The organism is Enterococcus sp. 2STP, assembly GCF_032465635.1.
GTDB lineage: Bacteria > Bacillota > Bacilli > Lactobacillales > Enterococcaceae > Enterococcus_B > Enterococcus_B lactis.
In genome coordinates this window covers 1-25,749 of the sequence record NZ_JAWDJH010000025.1, presented here as the reverse complement: position 1 = coordinate 25,749, position 25,749 = coordinate 1, and the positions used below count along the sequence as shown (strand labels likewise).

28 protein-coding genes and 4 pseudogenes are annotated in these 25,749 nt (G+C 32.1%); 8 read left to right on the top strand and 24 right to left on the bottom strand.

Annotation, left to right across the window (positions count from 1 at the left end; all coding sequences use genetic code 11):
• Positions 1 to 485 precede the first annotated feature (485 nt).
• Positions 486 to 665, top strand: a complete 180-nt coding sequence (locus RWU19_RS11680) for a hypothetical protein (protein ID WP_316002814.1) — start codon at positions 486 to 488, stop codon at positions 663 to 665.
• Between the two features lie 453 nt (positions 666 to 1,118).
• Here RWU19_RS11680 and RWU19_RS11675 read toward each other — a convergent pair whose 3' ends face one another.
• A complete protein-coding gene (locus tag RWU19_RS11675) occupies positions 1,119 to 1,694 on the bottom strand; it encodes a helix-turn-helix transcriptional regulator (protein WP_316002815.1) in 576 nt (191 codons plus the stop codon).
• Positions 1,695 to 1,917: 223 nt separating this feature from the next.
• On the opposite strand from RWU19_RS11675, the gene RWU19_RS11670 reads away from it, so the two are divergent.
• From RWU19_RS11670 to RWU19_RS11660, 3 genes are all read left to right on the top strand, one after another.
• Positions 1,918 to 2,442 carry a hypothetical protein gene (locus RWU19_RS11670; protein WP_316002816.1) on the top strand — a complete coding sequence of 175 codons (525 nt, stop codon included), beginning with the start codon at positions 1,918 to 1,920 and terminating at the stop codon, positions 2,440 to 2,442.
• On the top strand, positions 2,432 to 3,448 hold the full coding sequence (locus RWU19_RS11665; RefSeq protein WP_316002817.1) for a hypothetical protein: 1,017 nt from the start codon (positions 2,432 to 2,434) through the stop codon (positions 3,446 to 3,448). The genes RWU19_RS11670 and RWU19_RS11665 overlap by 11 nt, the downstream gene beginning before the upstream one ends.
• Before the next feature lie 67 nt (positions 3,449 to 3,515).
• A complete protein-coding gene (locus RWU19_RS11660; protein WP_316002818.1) occupies positions 3,516 to 5,084 on the top strand; it encodes an ABC transporter ATP-binding protein in 1,569 nt (522 codons plus the stop codon).
• A gap of 182 nt (positions 5,085 to 5,266) precedes the next feature.
• Here the strand turns inward: RWU19_RS11660 and xerS are convergent, their stop codons facing one another.
• Positions 5,267 to 6,352 (bottom strand): tyrosine recombinase XerS, encoded by a 1,086-nt coding sequence (gene xerS, locus RWU19_RS11655; RefSeq protein WP_316002522.1) that lies wholly within the window; start codon positions 6,350 to 6,352, stop codon positions 5,267 to 5,269.
• A gap of 320 nt (positions 6,353 to 6,672) precedes the next feature.
• On the opposite strand from xerS, the gene RWU19_RS11650 reads away from it, so the two are divergent.
• Entirely contained in the window at positions 6,673 to 6,906 is a 234-nt protein-coding gene (locus RWU19_RS11650) for an addiction module antitoxin (protein ID WP_316002521.1), read from the top strand.
• Complete coding sequence (locus RWU19_RS11645; RefSeq protein ID WP_316002520.1) at positions 6,903 to 7,310, top strand: type II toxin-antitoxin system death-on-curing family toxin; 408 nt, start codon at positions 6,903 to 6,905, stop codon at positions 7,308 to 7,310. Before RWU19_RS11650 ends, RWU19_RS11645 begins: the two co-directional genes overlap by 4 nt.
• 405 nt (positions 7,311 to 7,715) lie before the next feature.
• Here RWU19_RS11645 and RWU19_RS11640 read toward each other — a convergent pair whose 3' ends face one another.
• The 19 genes and pseudogenes from RWU19_RS11640 to RWU19_RS11550 all read right to left on the bottom strand — a co-directional run bounded on the left by RWU19_RS11640 (position 7,716) and on the right by RWU19_RS11550 (position 21,715).
• The gene (locus RWU19_RS11640) at positions 7,716 to 8,252 is read right to left on the bottom strand and encodes a hypothetical protein (RefSeq protein ID WP_316002519.1); all 537 of its coding nucleotides are present in this window, start codon (positions 8,250 to 8,252) and stop codon (positions 7,716 to 7,718) included.
• Positions 8,253 to 8,305: 53 nt separating this feature from the next.
• Positions 8,306 to 8,476: a hypothetical protein gene (locus RWU19_RS11635; protein WP_316002518.1), complete on the bottom strand. Its 171-nt coding sequence runs from the start codon at positions 8,474 to 8,476 to the stop codon at positions 8,306 to 8,308.
• Positions 8,476 to 8,709: a hypothetical protein gene (locus RWU19_RS11630; RefSeq protein WP_316002517.1), complete on the bottom strand. Its 234-nt coding sequence runs from the start codon at positions 8,707 to 8,709 to the stop codon at positions 8,476 to 8,478. Before RWU19_RS11630 ends, RWU19_RS11635 begins: the two co-directional genes overlap by 1 nt.
• 104 nt (positions 8,710 to 8,813) lie before the next feature.
• Positions 8,814 to 9,437, bottom strand: a complete 624-nt coding sequence (locus RWU19_RS11625; protein ID WP_316002516.1) for a hypothetical protein — start codon at positions 9,435 to 9,437, stop codon at positions 8,814 to 8,816.
• An 814-nt stretch (positions 9,438 to 10,251) separates the two neighbouring features.
• A complete protein-coding gene (locus RWU19_RS11620) occupies positions 10,252 to 10,626 on the bottom strand; it encodes a hypothetical protein (RefSeq protein WP_316002712.1) in 375 nt (124 codons plus the stop codon).
• Between the two features lie 247 nt (positions 10,627 to 10,873).
• Positions 10,874 to 11,203: a hypothetical protein gene (locus RWU19_RS11615; RefSeq protein ID WP_316002713.1), complete on the bottom strand. Its 330-nt coding sequence runs from the start codon at positions 11,201 to 11,203 to the stop codon at positions 10,874 to 10,876.
• A gap of 328 nt (positions 11,204 to 11,531) precedes the next feature.
• Positions 11,532 to 12,794 carry an alpha/beta hydrolase gene (locus RWU19_RS11610; protein WP_316032194.1) on the bottom strand — a complete coding sequence of 421 codons (1,263 nt, stop codon included), beginning with the start codon at positions 12,792 to 12,794 and terminating at the stop codon, positions 11,532 to 11,534.
• A gap of 815 nt (positions 12,795 to 13,609) precedes the next feature.
• Entirely contained in the window at positions 13,610 to 14,011 is a 402-nt protein-coding gene (locus RWU19_RS11605; RefSeq protein ID WP_316002715.1) for a histidine phosphatase family protein, read from the bottom strand.
• A 68-nt stretch (positions 14,012 to 14,079) separates the two neighbouring features.
• On the bottom strand, positions 14,080 to 14,169 hold the full coding sequence (locus RWU19_RS11600; RefSeq protein WP_316002716.1) for a hypothetical protein: 90 nt from the start codon (positions 14,167 to 14,169) through the stop codon (positions 14,080 to 14,082).
• A 591-nt stretch (positions 14,170 to 14,760) separates the two neighbouring features.
• A pseudogene (locus RWU19_RS11595) lies at positions 14,761 to 15,410 on the bottom strand (replication initiator protein A); the annotation flags it as partial.
• Positions 15,411 to 15,606: 196 nt separating this feature from the next.
• Positions 15,607 to 16,014: a hypothetical protein gene (locus RWU19_RS11590; protein ID WP_316002827.1), complete on the bottom strand. Its 408-nt coding sequence runs from the start codon at positions 16,012 to 16,014 to the stop codon at positions 15,607 to 15,609.
• Positions 16,015 to 16,032: 18 nt separating this feature from the next.
• Positions 16,033 to 16,851 (bottom strand): annotated as a pseudogene (locus RWU19_RS11585) (ParA family protein).
• A gap of 189 nt (positions 16,852 to 17,040) precedes the next feature.
• Positions 17,041 to 17,334: a type III secretion system protein PrgN gene (locus tag RWU19_RS11580; protein ID WP_316002425.1), complete on the bottom strand. Its 294-nt coding sequence runs from the start codon at positions 17,332 to 17,334 to the stop codon at positions 17,041 to 17,043.
• Between the two features lie 136 nt (positions 17,335 to 17,470).
• Positions 17,471 to 17,650 (bottom strand): hypothetical protein, encoded by a 180-nt coding sequence (locus tag RWU19_RS11575; protein ID WP_316002426.1) that lies wholly within the window; start codon positions 17,648 to 17,650, stop codon positions 17,471 to 17,473.
• Positions 17,647 to 17,997 (bottom strand): hypothetical protein, encoded by a 351-nt coding sequence (locus tag RWU19_RS11570; RefSeq protein WP_215719684.1) that lies wholly within the window; start codon positions 17,995 to 17,997, stop codon positions 17,647 to 17,649. The genes RWU19_RS11575 and RWU19_RS11570 overlap by 4 nt, the downstream gene beginning before the upstream one ends.
• Positions 17,990 to 19,315, bottom strand: coding sequence for a Y-family DNA polymerase (locus RWU19_RS11565; protein ID WP_316002427.1), 1,326 nt, complete (start codon positions 19,313 to 19,315; stop codon positions 17,990 to 17,992). Before RWU19_RS11565 ends, RWU19_RS11570 begins: the two co-directional genes overlap by 8 nt.
• Before the next feature lie 254 nt (positions 19,316 to 19,569).
• The gene (locus RWU19_RS11560) at positions 19,570 to 20,037 is read right to left on the bottom strand and encodes a hypothetical protein (protein ID WP_316002428.1); all 468 of its coding nucleotides are present in this window, start codon (positions 20,035 to 20,037) and stop codon (positions 19,570 to 19,572) included.
• Between the two features lie 94 nt (positions 20,038 to 20,131).
• Positions 20,132 to 20,659, bottom strand: a complete 528-nt coding sequence (locus RWU19_RS11555) for a hypothetical protein (RefSeq protein WP_316002429.1) — start codon at positions 20,657 to 20,659, stop codon at positions 20,132 to 20,134.
• 438 nt (positions 20,660 to 21,097) lie between these two features.
• On the bottom strand, positions 21,098 to 21,715 hold the full coding sequence (locus RWU19_RS11550) for a recombinase family protein (protein WP_316002430.1): 618 nt from the start codon (positions 21,713 to 21,715) through the stop codon (positions 21,098 to 21,100).
• Between the two features lie 359 nt (positions 21,716 to 22,074).
• Between RWU19_RS11550 and RWU19_RS11545 the strand changes: the two genes are divergently transcribed.
• Both RWU19_RS11545 and RWU19_RS11540 read left to right on the top strand, forming a co-directional pair.
• A complete protein-coding gene (locus tag RWU19_RS11545) occupies positions 22,075 to 22,635 on the top strand; it encodes a recombinase family protein (RefSeq protein WP_316002431.1) in 561 nt (186 codons plus the stop codon).
• Positions 22,636 to 22,847: 212 nt separating this feature from the next.
• A complete protein-coding gene (locus RWU19_RS11540) occupies positions 22,848 to 23,462 on the top strand; it encodes a recombinase family protein (protein WP_316002432.1) in 615 nt (204 codons plus the stop codon).
• Between the two features lie 20 nt (positions 23,463 to 23,482).
• Here RWU19_RS11540 and RWU19_RS11535 read toward each other — a convergent pair.
• The 3 genes and pseudogenes from RWU19_RS11535 to RWU19_RS11530 form a co-directional block, all read right to left on the bottom strand.
• A pseudogene (locus RWU19_RS11535) lies at positions 23,483 to 23,693 on the bottom strand (hypothetical protein).
• A pseudogene (locus RWU19_RS13980) lies at positions 23,687 to 23,798 on the bottom strand (PbsX family transcriptional regulator); the annotation flags it as partial. The pseudogenes RWU19_RS11535 and RWU19_RS13980, both read right to left, overlap by 7 nt.
• A gap of 122 nt (positions 23,799 to 23,920) precedes the next feature.
• Positions 23,921 to 24,916, bottom strand: a complete 996-nt coding sequence (locus RWU19_RS11530) for an ETX/MTX2 family pore-forming toxin (RefSeq protein WP_316002433.1) — start codon at positions 24,914 to 24,916, stop codon at positions 23,921 to 23,923.
• Between the last annotated feature and the right edge of the window lie 833 nt (positions 24,917 to 25,749).

Here is a 25,749-nt window from a genome sequence, read left to right as displayed (position 1 = left end):
ACTTGAAAAATGTTACTTCTTCGAAAAGATGAAAACAATTAATTAATACGTATATCTGAGTAGCCTAGACATCTGCATATTGGCTGACACTTGGATCTTCACGAAATGTTCACTACATGTGGTTTAAGTCCTGAAATCATTATTAATGCCTAATTTTTTGAACACTTTAGAAGTGTTGGAACACATTGAATTTGCTACAAGCTAAATTTTGGTGATTTTTTAACGGAGTATATGGAATTAGCTACAGCACAAGTTGTCGAGGGATAATATGATATTAATTCAGAAGAATCAGTATTTAATAAAACATTCGAAATTCTTGATAAAGTAATGGGAGAGCAGGTTTTTGTAAAGCTTTCTTCAGCGCAAAATCCTACTAATTCATTTTCACCATATCATTTTGAAGGTTTTGCTTTAGGTATACAAAGAAGTTTATGTCCAATTAATGAAAATGCAGAAGAGGAGATTGAATCTCTTAAATATTTATTATGGAAATCAAAGCGAATCCTGAGTTTAAACGCCTAACTACTGGCGGCGGAAAGAATTACAAAAAGCCATTGAATAATCGAATAGAATTCGTAGAATTAGCTGTTATCTGTCTAACAGGTAGCACCAGAAAGCAATACAGCTCTCAATACGGTCTCAAAGACGCGAACGCTGTAAAATAATCAAAACATTTTTCAATCAATGTTTTTCATACTTCATTTTAGGTGGCATCTGCTAATATTTAAAGCGTATGGGGCGTGTTGACGTACGTTTGAGTAATTTATAGGTCACAAGGCTTCGGAAATCTTTTCAAATGTAACTCTAGAGCTAAAGTTGCCCCTATTGTCGTAATATGTGTGTGGAGTATGTGGAAGGTCCTTATGTCATTGTTCAATGGAGTACATAAATTAGTTTAAGTAGTCTTTATGTACGGCAGTTATCTATTCTTTAAGTTACTCAAACGAGAGAGAAATCTTCTTTCTTGGATTTTTTAACAAGTTTTTCTTAGTTGCATTGATTCAATTGAGTGTCTTTCCCGACTTGTTCCGTTCAATATACTCAAGTTCTTGTGTCCAATCGAAAATAGAATTTATGAAAAGCCTTGATCTCAACATGAAATCAAGGCTTTTATTTGACTAAAAATTTAGTACCGTATAGAAAAGTAAACCTAGAATCCCTAGGCCAATGATGATCCATATAATTTTTCCAATAGGATGATTGGGATTTATTGTTAGTCCGGGACCATATGCTTTAGGAATAAAAAGTGGTTGTGGCCCATCATTATCGGTTCTATAAAAAGATTTATAGAGAATATAGCTAGAAGCAACAAGCGGAATGCAAATGAGAATGACAATAGTAGCTAGAATATTTTCATTGAAATGATCTTTCAAGAAAATATTCGATAAACAAAGTAGTACTATCAATACTAAGGACGTGGCAATAATATAACTAGATATACGTTCCTTCTTTTTTTTCTTAATCAGCTTGTAGTCCTCTTCTACTTTTTTCATGTACTTAGAATCTCCTTTTAACATATAGTCAAGGGATAGAGAATAGTTTTCACTAATTGATATAAGCGTGGGAATATCTGGAAAGTTTTTTCCATTCTCCCAATTTGAAACGGTTTGTCGTGTGACAAATAATTTCTCAGCCATATCTTGTTGTGTGATTCCCAATTCTGTTCTTCGATTTTTTAAAATTTGTGCAAACATTCTACGTATCTCCTTTCAAAAATAAAATAATATAAAATGTGTATTTGCTCAAGAAAGCTTGATTTGACAAGGCGCAAGAAATTCTTGCTTGTCATTTTATATTAAAATTCTCATACTGAGCTTGTAAATAATTATAACGCAGGTAGAAGTTTGATAGTATGTTAATCTACTTTCTAACGGTAAAAATTATTTGCCAATTTTAATGTGAAAGAAGGAAAAACAAATGAGAGAATCTGGAGCGAGATTATTTGGAGAGCCATTGCGAATGAAGAGTGAAAAAGCTAAAGAGAAGGATTTTTTTTCTTTAAAGGTCAAAGAAAATTATATGCCAGATATTGATTTGAGTTTTATTAATTCACAAAAAGCATTAGTGATGGTAGAAAAAAATAACGTTTCTGAATTTATAGAATTGGTTATGGAAAGTAAAAATCTATCATTTCATGACATTATGTCAACGGAAGCTGAACCAAAAGGTATTTTTTATCAAGTTAATTATATTGCGGTCTATTTTGTAATTGCGGGGGCAGTAGCTGCTGCGGTAATCGATGTGGTTAGAGATGCAAAAGATGCAAACGTTCAGAAAATGAAGATCCGCCTAGCAGATAATGAGTTTACAACGTTATTAATTGCTGCTTCTCTTGAATTTGGTGGGTTGTCTTTCGCTCAGAAAGTAGGGAAACTGTATCTTACTATGGTGAATGATTACTTCTTAGAAAATGAAGGTAAGGATGTTGTGTATGCAAACTAACAAAATCCTACCGAAATTAGGTGCTATTCTGCTTACCTACAGATGTAATGCAGAGTGTGATGAATGTTGCTTTGAATGCAGTCCAGATTTAAGCAATCCAAAATTATCTATTGAAGAAATCAGAAGTTTTATAGATCAAATTAGTGATAAGGATGAAATGCAGTTACTAGTTTGGTCCGGTGGAGAGTGTTTTTTAGAGTATAAGACACTTACAATAGGAATTGAATATGCGAAACAAAAAGGATTGAGTTCTAGGTGTGTGTCGAATGCTTTTTGGGCAAAATCAATTGAACAAGCAAAAAATAAACTTTTACCCTTGAAAGAAAGAGGATTAGTAGAACTTAATTTTTCAACAGGCGATAGTCATCAGAAATTTGTACCAATTGAACGGGTAATGAATGCCACTGTTGCAGCTTTACAACTGGGAATCAAAGTTTTCATTGCAGTTGAATCAACAAGTAGAAGTATTTTTACACCAAAAGATATTTTTGAAAACGAACTGTATTTAAAATATATTAAAGGAACCAGCCTTGAAAATATTTTTTCTGCTGAACCTACAGTATGGGTTTCATTTCATGATAATAACAGTTATGAATATGGAGAAATTGTAGGAAATTCAGGTGGATGTGAAGGAATATTCGATACAATTTCTTTGGAGCCTTCTTTGGGACTAATGGGATGTTGTGGTATTACTTCCAATCATATACCAGAAATGCATCTTGGAAAAGTATCTGAAGGCGATGCTTACCACAGATATTTGGCACAACAAGATGATTTTTTAAAATTGTGGATTTTTACAGAAGGTCCTGAAGCTATTGTAAAACAGGCATGTGAATGGTTAGGTATAGAGCCGCCAAAATTCTATCATAAATGTTTATATTGCGCATATTTATATCAGTCTGATGAAATTCAATCTGCTATCACACAAAATTATCAAGTGGTAGAGGATAGAATATTAAAGAAATATCAAACTGAAACTATCTTACATTCTACATTTAATCGTTGATTTTTGAATTATATACAAGTCTGTCAGTTATTAGAGACAGACTTGTATATATATCGGGAGGGGAACTATGAAACTCAATATTACTTTAGCCTTGAGGAAACATAAGATTATTCTAATACTATTATTTGGACTGGTCTTTGGACAAATGTTAATTAGTACGATTTTCCCTTACATAACAAAATATATTATTGACGATGTTCTATTAAAAGGTGAGTTAACAAATTTGAAACCAGTTTTGATTCTCGTTTTTCTGCTAATCATTACTCAGATACCGATTAACATTGGTATTAGTTATAGCTCATCTAGATGGATTCAACTATTGGTATTTGATTTTCGTCAAGAAATCAGCGAAAAGTTTCTCTCATTAAAGACAAATGTTAAAAAAAATGGATTATTTATCAATACAATAACTTCTGATTGTGAAATAATAGGAAATCAATTATTAACGATTTTATTAAACGGATTTCCAAATATTTTGTTGATTATTTTATATTTTATTGTAATTGCACATCTAAATTGGAAGCTAACTACAATTGTATTAGTTTTAATTCCATTATTTTTGATTGCTTCGGGGATGACTTCTAAAAAAGTGTATACTTTGTCAATAGAGCTACAAAAGTATAGAGATGGATTGACTAAATATTTGAACTCATATGTACACAATAAGCTTCCTATTGACTTGTATGGTTTAGGAGATGAGGAAAAAGATGGTTTCAATAATGTAATATCTAAAGTAAAAGATTCATATATTAAAACCAATACTATTATGACCTCTTTAAGCATGATTTCAGGTATTTTAACGGTAATTGGTCCTTTGATAGTACTCTTCTGGGGAAGTGTTATGGTAATAAATAAAGAATTAACATTAGGATCGCTTATAGCTTTTAATACCTATACAGCAATGTTATTTACGCCTCTTAGCAAACTCTTAAATATTTTACCACTATTTGCGCAAGTTCAAGCTTCCTTTAGGAGAATAGAGCAATTAGATTTTTCTGATGTGAACCACCCAAAAGGGATATACAAGCAGATTCCTCCAGACCGCTCTATTTCAATAAGTGTTGAAGGATTCATTCCATGCGTGGAGGGAACGAAATTATTCAAAAACCCAATAAGTTTTTCAGTTCTGCAAGGAGAGATTTGGAGAGTGAATGGATCAAATGGTGTAGGAAAATCTATTTTGTTAAAATGTTTGATTCAGTATCACGAAAGTTTTTATGGAACAATTTGGAGAAAAGAAAATCAAAAAATTGCTTACGTACCACAGGATAATTTTCTATTCGAGGGATCCGTTTACAGTAATTTGATTAAAGGACTAGAAGAATATGATCAACAGCACCTTAAATATTTCATTGAATTACTTTCTTTTGATGTAAGTCTGGATGATGAAGTCACACCGTTTAGGATTACACTTAGTAGTGGTCAACAACAAAAGATCAAAATAATACGTGCTTTGTTGAGTAAGCCAGATGTCCTAATTTTAGACGAGACTTTAGCAAATTTAGATGAAGAAATAGTTATCCGATTTATGAGGTATATAAAAGACGCTAATTTGTCTATAATTATTGTGAACCATAGTTCTTTAGAAAAAGTTTTGCAACCATTTGAATATAAAATTTTAGAATTAGGCAAGTAATGTTTGAAAATACGATTTTAGAAATTAGTTCTAAAAAACTCTATCAAAAATATATTTTTGATAGAGTTTCAATGGTCTTATTAAAGATGTGAATATTGCTACAGTTGCGTATGTTTTAGGATTCCCAGAAAAAGAGACATTGTCATTAAGGAAATGACTTTTAAGTATTAAAATATCTATACTTATAAAGAATTTAATGCATCAATTGTAGCTGCATTGTCTATATGGGTATATAAAGTAGTTGTATTGGTACTTGAATGTCCCAATTGTTGGGCAGTTAATACCAAAGAATTTGTCTGTTGATAAAGTCTAGTAGCTAATGTGTGGCGCAATTTATGTGGACTGACTTGGACCCTGAAACCTTTTGAATATTTTGCTACCATCCGTTCGATTGCAATACCGGATATACGCTTGGCTTCTCCTTGGTAAATTGCTAGAAATAATGCTTTTTCGTTTTCTGTCACTTTATATCGTTCTTTCCGAATAGCTAGATAATTAGCTAAATATTCCATTGCGAACGCTGCTATATTGACCGCATCTCTCTTATTTCCTTTTCTAGTTACTACCACATTATTCTTATCCAAAGATAGATCATCCAAGTTAATATTTACAACCTCGGAGAGTCTCAATCCAGATCCTAAAATCAATGCATTGATCGCCAGGTCTCTTTCTGCATCTCGTTGGTAATAGATCAGAGCTCGTTTGCTCAAAGTATTTTTATATTCGTTGGCAATATAATCTAGATAATTTTGTGTGTCTTCGTCTAGAAATAATTTTTTCTCAATGGCATTTGCACGTGCTGCTAAAGTTGTTTTATCTGTGATAGTTGTTACCTGGTCCATAGGATTATCGTCTAAGTATGGTTTTCCTAGAGGATTATTGGAACTTTTCGAAAGATATTTAAATAGAACTTTCAATGCTGTGATATTTCTATTGATAGTAGAAGTGGATAGGCCTAAGTTATTATTATCTTCGAGCTTAGCTTTTGTTGTATCTTTTTTTACATTTTCTTTTGCGCGACGTTTCAAATGAGATTTGTACAAGTTTAGGTCATAGGCAGTTAACTGTCTTATCGAGGTGATTGAAGTATCAGGAACGATAGACTCACTTAAAAGCCATTCATAAAAGAGCTTATAATTTTTTAGATATTCTAAAGTGGTTCGAGGTGATTGATCTTTATCTTCACGATCTTGAACAAAATCTTTTATATAATCGGGCATATGAAGTATGATTGTATCTATTTTTTGATATATTTCTGTATTTTTCATGTCATTCATCCTTTCAATAAGTAGGGGAGAGGAGTATCTCTATAATTGGACTATACCAATTAAAAAGGTGTTTGTCAATTGGTATACTATATTTTTTTTAAAAAAACAATAATTATATAAGGTTTTATATAATTATATAAAATAAATGGTATATATAAATGGTTGAGGGAATAGCAGTTTGTATTCTAAAATTTTTTTGGATGTTCTTAATTCTATAGAAAGAACAATCTTTCTATAGAGTTAGACATGGGAGGGACTACAATTGATTTAAAATCAATAAGCGTATATACTGTATATACAAATAAAAAGGGGAGAAGACTATGACAATCAAAGAAAGAAAGTTCAGAGAAGTGGGGAACTCAGTAGTATTAACTATTTCAAAAGAGTTTCTTAAAGAAAATGGGTTAAATCCTGGAGATACAGTTTTTTTAGACGAAGAAAAACTTCGAGCAGCAATTACAAAAAAACAAACCATATCTGATGAGATCGATGTAGCAATCTCTCAAGCATTAACTGAATATGATACTACTTTTAGAGAGCTTGTCGATAAATGAGTATTCATTACCTGGAAGCCAAAGATATTATAAAAATGAATGTGATCCAAATAAAAAAATACTCACCTAATGAACCCATTGGTGTAAAGGACGCGAATGCTTTAGAAATGTGTGTAGGGCAACTTCGAGCCTCGGCTTTTGGTGAAGAGGTTTATCCTTCGATTTATGAAAAAGCAGCTATCCTACTTATACAATTGATAAAGAAACATCCTTTTCAAAATGCAAATAAACGTACTGCTTTCTTAGCTACTTTTGTCTTTTTGAAAATCAATGGACAGTTTTTAGCTATTGAGCAAAATGATGCTGTAAATTTGGTGGTATATATTGCTACATATGATAAGGATTTTGACCAACTAAAATATGAAGTGATCAACACTATAAAGACACATACGAAACCCATTTAAGGAGTTGCTGTACGTATCTTTATAGTGTTATTAGCTGCTATAGCGAAATAATTGAAGTAAATTACAAATAGCTATAATTCAAATACAACTATATAGAAAACGTAAATTTTCTATATAGTTGGATCTAGTACTCTCTGATGAGTAAATCTTTTATTACTGAGTTGTTTATAATTTTATTTACACAATTTGCTAAAATTTGAATCTAATTAGGACTTAAAGTTTCCAAAACTTTAAGTTTTACCTTTAATATCTCTATTTAAAAGACAAACAGACTCTCCTGTCTATTTTTTTTTTGAGTAATTATGATAACCCGCATACCAAAGGCAGTCATAGCCCTTCCTCTATAAGTGAGCAATGACTGCCTATCTACATTTAATAATTGAGAGAATCCCGTCTATGTTTTTCTTAGTCTAAACGAACAATTTCAGGATTTTTAACATCAACATCCTCTATTCCTGTAACATCGAGACCAGGATTGTATGGTTGGTATGGTGTTACTCCATTGTCAGTTCCTTCAAGATGAATCCATTTGCCTAAATCATCAGATTTAATTTCAATGCTTCCGCCATCCCCTAAACCTAATTGTCCTCTTGTAGTAGATATTTGTTTAAATTGAATTCTACTTTCAGATCCTGGTATTAACTTATTGGCTTTTACATCTATACTAAATTTATAATTAGACAGTGGTAAAGTATCTAAGAATTGTAATAATGTCATTCTATTCTTAGGACTTTGAGCATTTTGAGGAGTCATCTTCATATTTAATACGTTTCCTGTTATAGTATTTGTTTGTAATGTATTAAATCCATTAAGAGTAGCTGAATCCCAACCATCTAGTCCTTTAGAAAAGTCGGGGTTATATAAAATATTTTCTCCTACTGGACTGTGCGGCATAGAATAAGGATAACATGATAGATATAAAAATCTACAAAACTCTTTCAATAATTTTTATATATCTTTTTAGTTGAATCTCTTAACACACTTTGACACTTCTATTATTGTTGCAAATTGATATTCTTAATTTTAAGTTTAGCTAACTTATCTGTAGAGAAACCGAATGGAGTGACTAGAGGAATACCATTTTCAGTCATGGCATACTCTACATGTTTCCATTGCCTTAAATCAGAATTCGCTAGAGAGACTGTCTGATGTCTATTTGGATCCATCAGCCCCCGGGGTACACATTTCCTAAAGTTAATTCAGCCTGACTTTCTCCAGACATTAATTCCATAGGTTTAATATCAAAACTTATTTTAAATTGCCCCAAATAAGGAGTATTTTTAATTTGAGAAGCGCCCAATCTTGCTCCACTATTTAATGTAAATACTGCTCCTTCATCATAAGTTGTAATTGTTTGTCGTGGTCCATCTAATAACCGACCATATGCACCATTCATCATATTAGAATTATAAAAAAGATTTTCGTCTGCTCTGAATGGATTAGCTACTATAGTTTCTGTATGACTTTCTCCGTATTGTCCAGTAAACGTTAAATAAAAAACCTCTAGCCCTGATGCCTCATGTGGTAATTGAATACTGTACCTATTTTATCTGATGCCACTGTTTCTCCTACTGGAACTAATCTATCAATTCCATTAACTTCTAAACGTAAATTTGTTCCCGTACTAGCTCTTTCCGTAATCCTGTCATTTTCAGATACTAATGTATCCGAGTCAGAAATTGTCATTGTATTTTCTATTACTTCTAACAATTTTTTATTATTTATCGCATATTTTGTAGTTGTTCCTTGTGCTCTATCTAACAGTTTAAAGTATAAATTATTAGTAATTACCTGTTTATCTACTGAAGCAATCTCTGATAAATTAATTTCGAAGAATAGATATTCTCTACCATCCATACTAAGCTTCGGGTTACCAATACTATATTCATTTCCTTGTGAGCCTTCATAAAACATATTACATTGATAATCGAGTGCAGGGATAGGGTTAGTTAAGTAAACATCTACTGTTCCATTTGAATTTACATTGATATGATCAATTTCTGGAGTAACTTGCTGATTATTTTCTTGTAATAATATGTCGTTGTGCGTATTTGAAATTTTACCTGCATAAGTTCTCTCAGAAACCATTAATGAACTAATTCCTAATATACCAATTGCAACTAACATAAGATTTCTTTTTTCATATTTTACTCCTCCAGTTATTCGATTGTAATATTTACAAGGGAAAGCATCATAATTTCTCTTAAGAATTATTGTACTTCTTTCCTTGCAATAAATAGTTTTTTCAAATACTTAATTAATATAACAGTGTTTAAAATGTAGTTCTTTCCACTTCACTTAAATGTTCCAAGCTAATACCGACGTCCCATGTGTTTTATTTCACAAAAATGGATACACTATTTAAAAATAAATAAAATCACATTTAAACACCACCTCCTTTATAGTTTATCCTTCAATAACCGTACTAGGAAAAATTAATTATTATATAAAAAGCAATGTTTTTCTCAGTTATCTTTACTAAAAAAATAGTTAATAGAAGATTTCTATAATGATATCCATTTACTTTTACTATCAACTGTGCTTGATTTATACTTTATTTAAATTTGTAGGTAGTAAACTAATAGTTTCTATTCCTTTAATTCATACTATTATTGCCAGATTGATTGTATATTGAATAATTCCTTTATTTCAAATTTAATCGCCTACACTTAATTTAATAAAAAGCACATCAGGATAGCGTTTTCATTTATAGAATAGTTTTTCCAAAAGTATATTTATTTCTAAACTATTAAATAGAAAACATTCATTACCTATTGAAAGAAGAAATTGTTTCAGAGACAATTGTCTCTGAAACGTCTCTTCGTTCTTATATAGCTTTTTTATTCCGCTAGAATTAGAACTTTCTCTCTGTCTTCTATTTTCGAAATCTTCTTTATACTGAAAGTCAGCAATTATTAGAGGTACTAACGTTATTATTTATTTAAATTAGAGCAAGTAAATGTTCTACAATTAGAGTACTTTTTTCTTTTTTATTTATATAACCAAAAGGACACGCTTGTTCATTTATCAATTTTCTTGCTTCCGTCACATCATTTCCTAAAATAATTATTTTAGTTTCCGGTGACAATTTATTAAACACTTGAACAAACCAAGTACTACTCATGCGTGGAGAAAAATCGCTATCATAAACATATACCCCTCTAGTTATATCCGAGTTAAAAATATTTTTTAATAAGTAATCTTCATTCTCAATCAATGCTACACTTTCTAATAAACAATTTCTTTCTACCATATCGTTAAAAATATTTTGTAAACTGGAGCTTTTTGAAATCAAAAAAATTTCAGCTTTACTCATATTACACCCCCAATAACACACTTAATGTAAAATAGAAAATGTCTACTTTAGTTTTCCAACTCTTTTTTCTTTATCAAGTAATTTTCCACTCCCCTTGAGATAATGATCGTATTTTCAAGCACTTTGATTATTGTACCTGATACCCAATTTCCATGAACATCTTTAGCAATAATTCCCATACCAATACTTAATTTTTATTCAGAAGGAGTTAACACGAAATTATCAAAATCACCATACCCATTTCCGGTTAAACGCTAATAAATATATTTAAAGCCCCAGTATTACTTGATTTAAGCTGTACTTTTTGCGAAACGAATACTCGAGAAAGATGAGTTGGCAAGACAGATATTCCATCAATAGTTCTTAATCCAACTACAGCATCTATTGCTGGAAAAGGTGGGTTTGTATTCGTCGCTCTTGAATCCCAAGTTAAGGTATATAAACTATTTGGTTTTAAATCGGTAATATTTTGACTGGTGACAGGCCCAGCACCTTTTCCTATTGTAAATCTAAGAAAATGATTGCCTTGATCGTCCATAATTTGTAACTTTTTAGGAAACGGATTATTCCAACCCATTAGTCCATTTTCAAATGAACCATTTATAATTGAATTCTCTCCAACTGATACTGAACTAGTGCCCCCAATACGACTCCTAAGGTGGCAAATAATAAAAACTATTTATTCATACTTATTATTCCTTTTCATTAATTTATGAAGAGATTTATAAATTAATATTGACATTTTAATTATAGAAAAATAACAGGTAGGTGATGGGACATAGAAATAAAAATACCGCTCTATATATCGTTTTTCGAATTGTTAACGTTACTTTTCAACTTGCAAAAGGTATTCATCCCCCCCACCTTATAGAGGATGGACAATGGATGTCTAAATTACATTTAAATTAGTTAACAGATAGACTATTGAAAAACCTTTCTATTGCTTGATGAGTTTCTATTCCTAGATCGCCTATAAAAATATTTCCTTCATGAGTGCCCCCAGGAATAATTTTTAATGTATTCTGAGAACCAATTGCTTGCCCATATAAACTTTGAGCATTACTTAAAGGTACAATGTTATCTGCATCACCATGAAGAAATAGTTTAGGAATAGCCGATGATTGTACTCCTGATAAAGGTAAATTAGAATACAGAGTCATGTGGATGTTCGGTTGTAATAACTGTGTATCTAGTAAATCAAAAGTGGCTTGTCGATTTTCTTCGGTTAACCCCATCATGTTAGATAAAGTTACTCCCAATTTTTCAGCGGCAAGATTGTAGACATGTGTTAATTCTCCATCAACCGATGTATAGCCTGCAACTTCTATCATACCTTTTACATTTGATGGAATTTCATTATTTAAAGCCCCCATTACGGTAGCACCACCCATCGATCCACCATAATAATAAATATTTTGGTTTGGTTTTAATGATATTTCATTTTTTACCCATGCTGCGAAGTCATCTTTCTCATAATAACCTAAAGTAATATATTTCCCATCACTAATGCCGGCACTGCGTGGTTCTGTAAAAAGAACGTTATAGCCAAATGATACTAACATTTGAATTTCTGGCGAAGACATGTCCCATCCGTTGCTGCGAAATCCTCCTGTAGTTACAATAGTTGTGTCTGAATTCTGATCTAAATAATAAGCATTTAAGTTTAGATTTTCACCTGTAGATTGATCAATAACTTTTATTTCACGTTTAGGAAGTGATGGTTCTGGCGGCACATTCATAGAAAGCATTTGAAATAATAAACTATCACGTAGAAATCCTGTATCATAAAATAAATAAGCATTCCATGCTTGATCTATAGTGTTTACTTGGTCGGGATTCTCATACTTGTCACAAATTTTTTGAAGTGTTACCTCAAGTAAAAATAAGAATAATCCATTATTTGGGTCATATTGTTTATAGAAGTTTTCAACTTTATTTAAATAGTCATTTTGCGATGAATATTTATTTGCTGTTATATTATATTTTTCTTTAAGTTTAGAAAAACCTTCTTCCTTTATGACTTCTTGTACAGATTTCATGACTGTAGAAATTTCTTGAATCTCGTTTTTTGAATAAATAGTATCTGCTTGAACTACTTTTTGACTTCCTAAAAAGAATATTAGCCCTAATACAATAATAATTATTGGCTGTTTAATTTTTTTGCACATAAATTGATGACCCGCTTTCGGCTTTATAGTATTTGTTTTAAAAAATATTTAATGAATTACAACATTTTCTGTCTTATTTTATTTTAAGAAAGTACTATTCTTTAAAGCAAAAATGTCATGACACTTATTATATTATCGCAATTATAGTGAATATTTATATATAAATCACAAAAAGTGATTTTAAAGTCATAATCGTTAAAAGTTTTTAAGAGTATAGTCTGAGTAATCCTTTTACGTAGCTATTTTTTAAAAGAAATGTCTAAAATTCCTTCTATTTGTGTGAATGATATAACAATTCCAGTAGAGTCCCTATTGTTGAACCAAATAATCTTAAATATCAAATTGACAAAATTCTACATGGAATATAGGGACGTAAAGTTGCATCAGAAAAGCGAATGATGGCAGTATATTTCTACAAATCATTCGCTTTCTTTATTTTATAAACAGTTGGACGAGAAATCCCATTCTTTTTCACAATTTCTGTCTGTAGCATCCTTGCAATAAACTTGCAACTTTGAATACGCAGCTTTAACAGATTCTTGTACAGTCTTACAGCTTCTTTTCTTCAGTTATGACATAAAATTTTTGTATCCTTTTTCAAGTCCAAATACACGTTTACGTGCTTCACACTGCCATTTAAATGTTGGATATCTATGGTGATTGGATTGACGATAAACGTGTTTCACTAATTCACCACAGTCGCAGCGAACGTGAGTCGGTGGCCAATAATGTCTAAAATGATGAGGATGGGCGACTTATTCCTAAATTTAATTAAAACGACTCTAAAACATCTATCTTTTCTTTAACTTTATTTTTTAGTATGCTTCACTTTCGCCACTTGCAACATACTCCATATTTCCCACTTCGTTTACTTCGAACTTCCCATTTTTATAAGTAATCTTCGTTACACTAGAATTAGCTAACTGGCCTCCTTCTGGCTCTTTATCTGTCATATCAGAAATCATAGCTAAAATTGACATTCCATGAGAAATAATAAGAACGTTTCCTCCACCAGCTTTCGCTGTTTTTTTTGCAACAGTTTTCAATTCATTTTGCATCCGTTGCTTCACCGTCTGCAAATCTTCAGCCATACCTAATTTGTCAATTTGTTTCAATGTATCCAATGCTTGTGGAATAGAAGTTTCACCAGAGCCAAGAGCTTTCATGTATTCCTCGCAAGAACTGTATCCTAATTCTTTTCCAACATCTCCCCACATAACTTTGTCATACTCACCTTCATAAAAACCAAAACAAAACTCACGAAAATTTTTGCTTTCCTGCACTTTTAAATTGGACTGTCTATTCTTTTTAGAACTATATTTGCCGTTTCACGAGCACGTCCAGCATCACTTGAATAAGCAGAAGCAAAATTGATGTTTTTTTATGCAGTCCTCTACCTAATTGCTCAGCAATTTGAACACCTTCTTGTGTTAAAGGTGTATCTGACCCTCCCTGTGCCCGCTGTACAGTATTAAACATTGTCTTCCCGTGACGTGTATCATAAAACACAACTTCCCCATTTTTATTAACATTTTCCATTGAATTAATAGGTTTACTTGTATTAAAGACAGTAAACAGCAATAAAGCATTTGTTAGCCACTCCAGTTTGAAAAAATACTTAGTCGATAATATCGTCGTTTCCTTCCTATTTGGTGGATTAGTTTCTATCCTTCCTGTTTTGGTAAATATGTGGAGTATGCTCCTATTCATCCCCCATATTCCATTAAATCGTTTCTACAGTATGATGCTTGTTAATTCTCAAGAATTTATGCCCAGCTTGTATTTCGAACACCCACTACTCTATTTCTTCGTGCGTGTAGGATTTATATTTGTTTTTGGCGGTGCCATATCTGTTCTTTCAACGATCATTTCATATGTATTAAAAAACTGTTACTTAGCTGTTGTTGCACCAATGTTTGTGCTTATGTTTATAGACATGACGATTCGGATCTTCCAAAGAGAAAATCTCAACAGTTTTTTGAGCTTCACTGTAACTTGAAGAAAATGTTTTTATTAAATTTAATACTCGTTCAGGGATAAACGTAGCTATGCTGTCGCTTGTCATGATTGTCTCAAAATTGTCTAGCAACAATTGATCTTGTAGGCGTTCTTTTTCAGTGTCTATATTGTGTCTATTAGTGTCTAAAGAATTATTAGAATATAATATATTGTCTGCGATTTTCGCATTTACAGGAATCGGGATTTGGCTTTCTTCTTCGTTTATTTTAAATATGTCTTCTGAGGTTACTTCAGGTTTACCTAGATACAAAAGATTTGGAGTAGTTTCAATCTTGCCGTTTGATTGTTTAATGCGCCCTTTCTTTTGCTTCAGCAATCCTGCTGATTCTAACTCTTTTTTTATTTTAGAGATTTTACCTTCTCGACAATTTAGTAATTTCATTAGCTCTTCAATTGTGTAAATAAAATAAATATTATCTTCAGAATCTACCCAATTGTTTTGTACTGAGTAATCAAAGCGTGCTTTTAAAAGCATATAGGTGATCTTAGCATCATTTGAGAGATTTACATATTTCTCGTTCGTAAAAATACTTTAGGCATTTGGTAGTATTTTTCCCGATAGATTTCTTTTGATTTATAATAATTAAAGTTACTCACCGTTTGCCTTCTTTCTTGGAATCTTATATATACATTCATGATTTTCAACAAGTGAACTATACCATGTATTAAGGGTGAATAAAACACTTTCAGTATTTAAGGTATAAGTTATATGTTAAAAAAATAAGTATAAGTTATACTTTAAATAGAAATAATGTATAACTTATACTTTAATTGAATACTGCATGAGAAAAAATTATTTTGGTAATTTATCAAACTCTTCTTGTATTTCTTCTTTTATGTGTTCTTCTTTTGCTACTCCTAGTCTATGCTGGATATATGAATCTGCTAATGTATTAACAATTTTTTCGAAAGAAATTCTCCCTTTTTCACTTTGTAACTCCGTCATATAGTCTTGTAAAATTGAGAGTTTGCTGTTTAATGCCGGAGAGATCTTTTTAGGAACTGATACCTTGTTTCTTTTATCAGGAATTGAGACTGGTCGACCTCTTTTTTTCAATGTAATATTTTTTGTGTTACTCAATGCACTATTGCTAAAGTTATATTCACCGCTTATTTTCACATCTTGGCGTTTGTTATTGGGTAATAATGGCTCAAATTCGCCGTTCTCCATTATTTTAGGAATATCAAAGTCCTTAGGCATTACTTATGCAACTCCTTATTATTTATTTAAAAACTCTTGTCTAGCATCTAGTTCTGCCAAAATATTTATAAATACTTGGTGTGCTTTATAATCCTATTGATCAAAATTTCCATTTTTATATTTTCTTAAATGTATGCCAATTTTAGAATACCTTCTCAATCTTTTTTGATAATGAATGAGATTTTTGGATACCACGGTTCCGTATTTTTCAATTGCTTCTTCTAAGATTTCTTCATCAAAATCATCATTTGGTTCTACCATACAAGGTACAATATCTATAATTTGCAAATCAAGATCGTATCTATCGACCATGAATTTTTGATAATTTACATATTTGTTGACTCCCTCTAAGGATTCTTCAGCTGTTTGAAATGAAATTATCGAATAGTCTGAAGCTGCCATAGCATTATCGGAAAATTCGCTAATGGTTGGAGGTACATCAATAAATATTTCTTGATAATTGGTCTTTATTGGAAGAAGTAATTTTTTCAAGACAGTAACTTGGTCTAATTCATTTTCATGTTTATTAGCAAAAGCGGAGAATGATCGAAAACTAGTGTCACATGCTAGAAGGTCAAGATTTTCATTTACCTTAATAATACTACTTGCTAATTCTCCATTTGCGACACCATTTGTTATAGTGGTATTGATATCGGTTATACCGAAAGTTCTTGCAATGACTTGTGTTAAGTTCGCTTGAGGGTCTAAATCAATAATAAGCGTTTTTCTATTTCTTATCATTGCATTGTCGTAAGCAAGCATGCTGACTATCTTAGTTTTACCTACTCCTCCTTTAAAATTGCCAACTGTAAATGTAGTCCCTTGAAAAGTATCCATGTAAATCCTCCCAATCTTTAATTGATAATTAAAGTATAACTTATATTGTAATCATGAAAAACGTTGAAATATAGCGATTTTTAAAAATAAAAGTATAAGTTATACCCTAATTATATATGGTATAACTTATACTTTTACTGTTTAAGGTATAACTTATACCTTAAAAATCACTTTTCGAAAATAGCTATTCTAGTCTATTTGTTTCTTTACTTTTCGCTGCTGATTTGAAGTGAATTGATCATATTCATTTTCTAGTATTAATAACTTTTCGTATACATCGGTCATATTCATACTAGAAGCAAGACTTAAATCGTATATGAAAGAAGCAGGTAGATTTTGGACTCGGCGTTGTCGGGTTATCCAGCTTGCAACAGTTCCCTGTGGATAGCCGTGTAGCTCACAAAATTGCTCTACAGTTATTCCTAAATACTTGATAATGTAAACATTGATCGGGTGCGAGTAAACAAATGTATTGATAGACATGGTGCGTAAGCCTACTTTCTTTTATTATTGCGTTTGCAATAATAGTTTAACACACGTATTATCCTAGTATCTACTCCTATTTGTAGAAAACAAAAAAGGATTCATAGAGATAACTCTATAGAATCCGTAAAATACCTTATATAAATAACGGGAAAATATAAAACCTAAAATTATGATACCCTGCTGCAGCTTCTACATAGAAAGAGAAGCGCTCAACACCAACCTCATTTATCAAACGTTGGCCATAACCCCAAATCACTTCTGATAGCTGATCAAAGGTTATATACTTTAGCTCATATTGCTGAATTATGTTCATTCTAAGTGACTCCATTTATGTTCCTGGTAAAATTCGATATGACGTATTTCGTCGTAGTGAATTTTGTCTTTTCCAACATAGATCCCCAGCTCATCACTTCCCAAAATCTTACCGATAATATCGTCTGGATAGTATCCTTCAGCGTTTCGTTCTTCTTTTTGAATACATACTGATCTATTTTTTATGACTGCAGCGTTCAGTACTTCCGCAATCTCTTCAGTCGTCATTTGTTCTTTTGCCAAATTATGATTTGCACGTTGCTCATTGTCCGCATCGATCTCTTCCGTGTGATCGGACAAATAGAATCCTGCCCATTTCAACCGTCCACGATCGTTATAATCAATCATTTTTAAGCCCCCCATTGCCTCTTGCATGGCCACCAACCAATGTACTTCTAGTAATACTACGAGCGCCTTCTAGCATAGAAGAAGCATGCACAATCGCTGTAAAACCATATTTTTGTCTGATCTTATCAATAATCTTATCCAGGTTTTCTTCATCGATTTGTTTTTGCGGATCACTAAATAAATCCAGCTGAAGCGAATCGGTGTACACAAGCTTGCTATAGGTTATTCCAACGTGCCTTACTTCTTGTCCTTCATAATACTTATCAAACAAGAAAAGACAATAATTCTGCAATTCCTTTGCATTATCTGTGACAGGGATCTTCATCTGGTGGAAAAATCCTGGTCTGGTCTCTAAGATCGACGTACCAATGTTTAAATGGATACATCCTGTTTTACAATTATGATGCCTAATGCGTATCGCTACTTGTTCCGCCATTTCTTTTACCACCAACTCGATTTCATTTCTTCTAGTATAATCTCGTGGTAACACTTGTGAATTTCCATATGATTTTTCCTTTGTCGGTTCTGGTGGGACTGCTATGTCTGTTCGATCGATTCCATTTGCATGGAAGTACAGCTGTAAGCCAATCACACCTAAACGACTCTTAATAGTGTGTGGATTCCAATTAGCTAAGTCTTTAATACTCATGATACCCATTTGGTTGAGCCTTTTTTTCATTCGAGAACCAATGCCCCAAAAGTCCGTCATTTCAGGAATATTCCATACTTTTTCGGGAACGTTTTCGTACGTCCATTCTGCAACAAATCCTTCATTATGCTTTGCTTCATTGTCTAAGGCTAGTTTAGCCAAAAGGGGATTATCTCCGATACCTACCGTAGCAATCAATCCTAGCTCTTCTTTAATATTCTCCTGGATCATTTGAGCCAGCTTCTTTCTCCGTTGACTTCGTGTTCCTTCAGTCGTAAAAAGGTTCAGTGATCTGGTCACTTTTAAGATCGATTCATCGATTGAGTAAATCAATAAATCTTCGTCTGCTACATATTTTCTAAAGATATTGTTTACCTGCATGTTTCGCTTGATATATAGGTTCATACGTGGCGGAACAACATACAAGCTTTTAGGAAATGGTTGCGGTAGATCTCTTGGTCGACTGACATTAGAAATACCATATTTTTTCTTTGCAGCTGGTGAAGAAGCTAAAATAAGTCCTGCTCCTGTATTATCTGCTCGACTCATGACGACTAACTCAGTCGTTAATGGATCTAAATTTCTCTCTATACATTCAACGCTGGAATAAAAGCTTTTCATATCGATCAAAAAGTAATCATTTACTGGCTCTTTTGAATAATCCATCATAAATAACACTCCATTCGTTACAATTATACAAACATACGTTCTCTTTTGTAAAGAAGGAATGTTTAAATGGACAAAAAAAGATTCAAAGTGTTATTATAAGCAGTTTAAACGGATAACTGACCAACTCTTGACCACTTATTAGATTTTAAATGCGTTAGAATCTTCATATATCAACTAAATACAGAGGAAAGCTGCTTTATTCACTATAAAAAAATCCGAACTTCCTTTTAAAGGTTGTTCGGGTTTTATAACTTTCATGACGAACTACTAACAAGCAGACTTTTTACTTTTTGCCAGTCTTCAGGGTATATTCCGTAAAATTCATGTTTGTTAGATAATTGCGTTATTTCTGCAGCTGTTCTCATATATAATTTTTTTACCCCTCGATACTTATAGTATTTTTCTTTTGGGTAAAATGCTTGAAGCGTTCCATCGAAACAATAGTCTTGGTCTTCGAACTCAATCCAAGCGTGCAAAAAATCACTTCTTTGAAATTGACCAATACAATAAATAGCTTCTCTGCAGTCTCGTGCAAATTTTATACTTTCCACGAAGCATTGGTTTGGTTGCATTCTTTTCTTTAGCTTGTGCCGATAACATTCGGGAATAGGAATCTCAATCTCTTTCAGCTGTTCTTTTTCTTTCTTTAATGCTTGATAACATTCAGTATAAGGCACTCTTAAAATGGCCTTTTCTTTCCTTTCATATGCTTCTTTATCCATTGTGATCTCCTTGTCTACAAAGCTTATTTACTGACAGTATGCTTTATAGTGTATTTGAAATTTTAACTATTATAAAAGAAAGAACTTATTTGTTTTACAAGTCATAGGTCAGTAAAATATATAAAATTTTTCCAGATTGCAATTCTACTGCTTTATAAAGAACAACACTTTCTTTGCCGTTGTCCATTTCGCCACCTGTTGGGATTTCATCAAATTCTTTTGCATCAGCTGCAATATTATCAAAGGATAAATAAAGACGTTCTGAATCATTTAAAGCCTCTTGACGGAAGCCATCCACTAGGTTTTCTAGCTCTTCAGATAATTCTTCTACTTTCAAAAAAACATGTAACGCATTCGTAACCACACGCCGTCGATCTTGTGTGTTACCTTCCAAAGCAAAAATATCATAGCTTCCATCAAAATATTGTTTAACCATCGTGTATTCCTCCCAAAACTTTTGTAATTTGTTTGCATTTTCTAAACTCATTTTCATAACTTCTTGCTTTTTCGTTCTCAATTTGCTTATTGTATTTCTAGTGACGCCTGATCTTTTTTCTATTTCGTATGCAGAAACTTTAGAAGCCAATAATTCTTCGATTTTATTCGTGTCAATAATTGTCATATTAGAAACCTCTTCTTAGTTTGCTTTTCTTTATGTATTAATTATAACGTAACTCATAAGTTACGTAAACTAAAAGTTACATTTCGCTTTTAGGTATTAAGAACAAAAAAACATAGAATAAATCGAGAGCCTGTGCTGGTGACTCAAAATGAATCTATTCAATTTCAATATAAACATTAATAGCAACAACAATAATACAAACAATAGTAAACATCATTCAACAAATGATTCAGGTTCTAAACCACCTGATAAACATCAGTATAAAAAAATCGCGTTACTAATCATAGGACTTACATTTATTGTTACCTTCTGTCTTCCAAACAGTAATAAATCTAAAAGTCAATACTTTCACTCAAAAAACATAGAATTACCGAAAATCAACGTTGAAAGACATTAACCAAAAAATAGCCATATTATAGATTTTTTTTAACTAACTTGCTAAATTTTTCCACTTTTTAAATTATCTCTAGTATCTTTTGTAATACCATACTTCATCCTGTATCTTCTGAAGGTTCTTCTATTAATGCCTGTTTGCTCTTCAACTTCTTTATCGGTAGATCCATCCAAAAATAATTTGAAAGCTAACTGAAGACGTGGATCGTTTTCTCGATACTTGGGTTTTCCTCCTTTGTATTTTCCTTTAGCTTTAGCAAGCGCAATACCTTGCTTCTGTGTTTCAAGTATATATTTACGTTCATCTTCAGTCTGGTACTTATATAATTCAATAATCAAGTTATTAAGTAATCGACGTAGGTTATCATCGGTAATACCTGTTAACGCTGGTAAATTCAAAACTTCAAGCGTTGCTTTCTTCAGCTGAATAAAATTCATCGTTTCTGTTAGCTCTTTATTATTTCGCCCAAGACGTTTTAATTCTGTCACAACGACAATATCACCTTCACGTATGAATTTCATCATTTCTTGAAATCCTTCACGATTGGTATCTTTCCCACTTGCCTTATCAGTAAAAATTTTATCACACTTTGATAACAGTTCTAACTGTCGATCTAAATTTTGATCAATACTGCTTACTCGAGCATATCCAATTTTAGCCATAGAAAAAACTCCTTTAAAACTCAAAAATTTGGATCATTTTTAAAATCCTGTTGCCCAACTCTGTTGACCCCTTAGGAATCCAAGTGTCGCTTTTCTTTTTAAATGGCATAAATTTTTAATTTTATTTGACACAAATCATAAATATTTAATTGCTAAGAAAATCGTTCAAAATAATTAGCGGATTTTTTAGTTTTTATTTTAAAGCAAAGTGTTCATAAAATCGTCCGTTTCTGGACATTCTATTTTTTTGCCTTATTTTTCAAAAAATCAATTCATTTTATGTTCACAAACCCATCACAAAATCTATGTTCAGTTAAACTGTTTCGATAAAGTTATGTTACAATGAAATTAATGAAGGAGTGATTTTTTTGAAAATAGGTTATGCACGAGTATCTACCGGTTTACAAAATTTAGATTTACAAGAGGATAGTTTAAACAAGTTTGGTTGTGAAAAAATTTTTACCGATCATATGAGTGGGGCAAAAAGTAATCGACCAGGATTAGAAATGGCAATCGATTTTGTTCGCTCTGGAGATACACTTGTTGTTTGGCGTTTAGATCGTTTGGGAAGAAATATGGAAGATTTGATTTCAATTGTCAATCGATTGAATGAACGTGGTGTGAGTTTTCATAGTCTTCAAGAAAATATCACGATGGATAAATCCAGTTCGACTGGTCAACTTATGTTTCATTTATTTGCGGCATTTGCCGAGTTTGAACGAAATCTAATTTTGGAACGCTCTGCAGCAGGAAGAGCGGCTGCTCGTGCAAGAGGAAGGTTTGGCGGTCGTCCTGAAAAATTAACTGAACAAGACTTGGAATTACTAAAGACTTTAGTAGATAGTGGAACACCGATTAAGACAATCGCTGAACGTTGGAATGTTTCTCGAACAACAATTTATCGTTACCTTAATAAATAAAAATAGAAGAAAAAGAGAAAAAATAAAAAAATCCACTAATTATTTTGAACGATTTTCTTAGCAATTAAATATTTATGATTTGTGTCAAATAAAATTAAAAATTTATGCCATTTAAAAAGAAAAATGACACACGACTACGACATTGAAAAATCTGGTTTTCTAGTGTATGATTAGGGTGTATTTTAAATAGTTTCAGAAAGTAGGTAAAAATTTTGATAGTTGCATACATACGTGTCTTATCCATCGATCAAAATGAACAACGCCAGATTGAAGAAATGAAAAAATTCGGTGCAGAGAGAATTTTCATCGAGAAACAATCTGGCGCAACGATTACTCATCGACCTGTTTTTCAAGAAACATTGGATTTCGTCCGAGATCAAGATATTTTTATTGTTGAAGCTATTGATCGACTTGGAAGAAATTACGACGAAATCATCGCTTCAGTCAATTACCTAAAGAAGAAAAACGTACAGCTAATCATCACAAGTCTACCGATCATGGCTGAAGCCATTGGCAATCCACTCCTGGATAAATTCATTAAAGATTTAATCATCCAAATTTTGGCCATGATCGCTGAACAAGAGCGTACCGAATCTAAACGACGCCAGGCGCAAGGAATTAAGATTGCGAAAGCAAATGGAGTCTATAAAGGCCGTCCAAAGCTTTACAGTGCTAACGCAAAAGATCCCCAACGACGCTTAGTGTACAAAAACATCGTTGAAGATCTAAAAAAAGGTGTTGCGATCGCTCAGATTGCGAAAGACTACAATGTTACAAGACAAACCGTATATAGAATAAAAAAAGAGAGCATGATCAATGACGAATAGTTGATCATGCTCTCTTCTTTTTATTGGCTTACTTTTTGGAATACTGTTATAACTTTCACAAATAACTTCTCAACCAAACTCTCATGCACTCTTTCCAAAAAAATACACGCTCTGACTTTCATAATCAATTGTCGTTAGTTGATCTAACAGTAATTTTCTTGTTTGTTCATGTCCAAATTGAGGAACTGTATTCATTAATAGATTATCACCTTGTCTAGGTTTTCTCACCATTTTTCATTACCTATAGCTTCACCTAAATTTTTGAATTACCACGTGATTTCTTTCGTCAGTGTAATTTTCAAATAACTGTTCAATCGTTAGCTCATTTTCTAAATTTACTATGAGTATTGTGCCCTGATTAATTTGATTTATTAATAAAATTTAGTTAATAGAGTGATAGAAAAAAGCTTCTTACAAACCGATTTCTCCCTTAATTCCTCATTATAAAATGATTCTTTCTAATCGACTTGAGGAACTATATCCATTGGAATAGAATCAACTACATCCCTACTTCCATTTGTGACATCAACAACATTCATTAATAATTCTGTTCCAATTTTTGCTTTATATTTAGATGTTGTCAGTTTTTTTAACGCAGTAGTACTATCAATACGTTGCCAAGTATTTCTGACTTCCCAAGTATATGCAGAATCGCCTAATATACTTACTAATCTTTCTTGTTCAGATATAGCATCCCCAATGGAATATTTTTCAGTTTTTGTAGTATCCCAACCACCATCCCAAGGTAACTTTTTAAACGGAATTTCAGCTGAAACCATACTGTCTAAATCGGTCGTTCCAGAGGCCGTACCCATTTTTAATACCCATTCTAATTGATACGTATGTCCAGCAGGAACTAACAATTTTTGTGAAGGAACTTCCCAATTTTTTTCTATACTAGAAGTAACTGCTTTAGTATGTCCGAAATCATAGCGCACTTCCATCGACATAGAACCAGAAACGAATGGAAATTTCATTTCTGCACTTGTAGTCAATGAACCACCTGCTGAATGAGTTGTTTGCGTAGTGACACTATCAGTTTGTTTATATCCAAACGCTGCAGTTGTAAGATTTTGGTCTTGATTCGTATTATTTGTAAGGACAGCTTTGTGAGCTGCAACAGATTCTCCATCTTCAATAACCATGTCATTATTTATTTTTGCAACAGGTTCGCTTGTTAATGAAGAAGGGTCTAATTCTGGACTATTATATATACTAAGTCGTTCAAGTTCATGCAGTTCGCCATTAATGCATTTGTTATAGGAGAGAACAAAACCTAAATCTTTACAGTCATATTTTATCTGGGTCAAGGGATCAACATCATTCAATGCGGTTGCTCTTCCAACTGATTCTGTTTGAACGTTACTTGCATATACTAGCGTAGCCGGTGTGATGGCTGTTAAACTCATACCGCCTAACAAAATTAAAGCGTTTAATTTTAAAAATCTTTTCATAATATTACACTCCTCGAATTTTTATTGTTGTATGCAACGGTAGAAACCGTTTTCTGAGTTAAATATTTTGTAGCTGCAAGAACTTCCATGTAATAAAAAGTACCAGCATTATTCATTAACATTTGCTTTTCTTGTTTGCAGTTGAAACTGTTCTTCTGCATGTGCCACATTAAATGTGGGAAAATTAAGCCAATTATTAATGCTTAGAATTAATCCTCCCTTCTATTATGTCTTTACTTAACTGAATAACATCCTTAGGTTTCACCTCCCCTCACGGATTAATTGTATTTGAAGATTAACAAAAAAACGTATGCGTTTACTATAAAAACAGACGTTTATTTTATTTAAAGTAACGTAATATAACGTTTCTAAGCATAGTAAGTAAAGGAAGGTTTATAGTAGTTTATAACAGTTTATCTTAGAAAAATATAAATATTCGTCTTTCCCATAATTTTGAAATACTCTAGGATTGGATTCGTGAGAATTATATTGTTAAATAATTCACATAAATGCTTTTTATATGTATAATCAACTTGTAGATAATTATTTCCTAAAAGCGAGGTGTTTTATGCTTCTTGTTAATTATTTAGTTGTTGTCTTACTATGCTATTTTTCAGCAGTAACGCTCTCAGCAATTCTTTTTTTTAAAGACAAAAAGAAATTGCATAGAAGACTGTTAATATATTTTTTACTTTTATTCTTGAGTGGTTTTTCTGATTATATTAACTGCATTCTTTCAAATAATAATAGTGATTTGACTTGTCGGTTTTTTCCTTTTGTAAACGTAGCTATGTATGTATTAGTGATCTTATTTTCTTTTATAATATGTACAC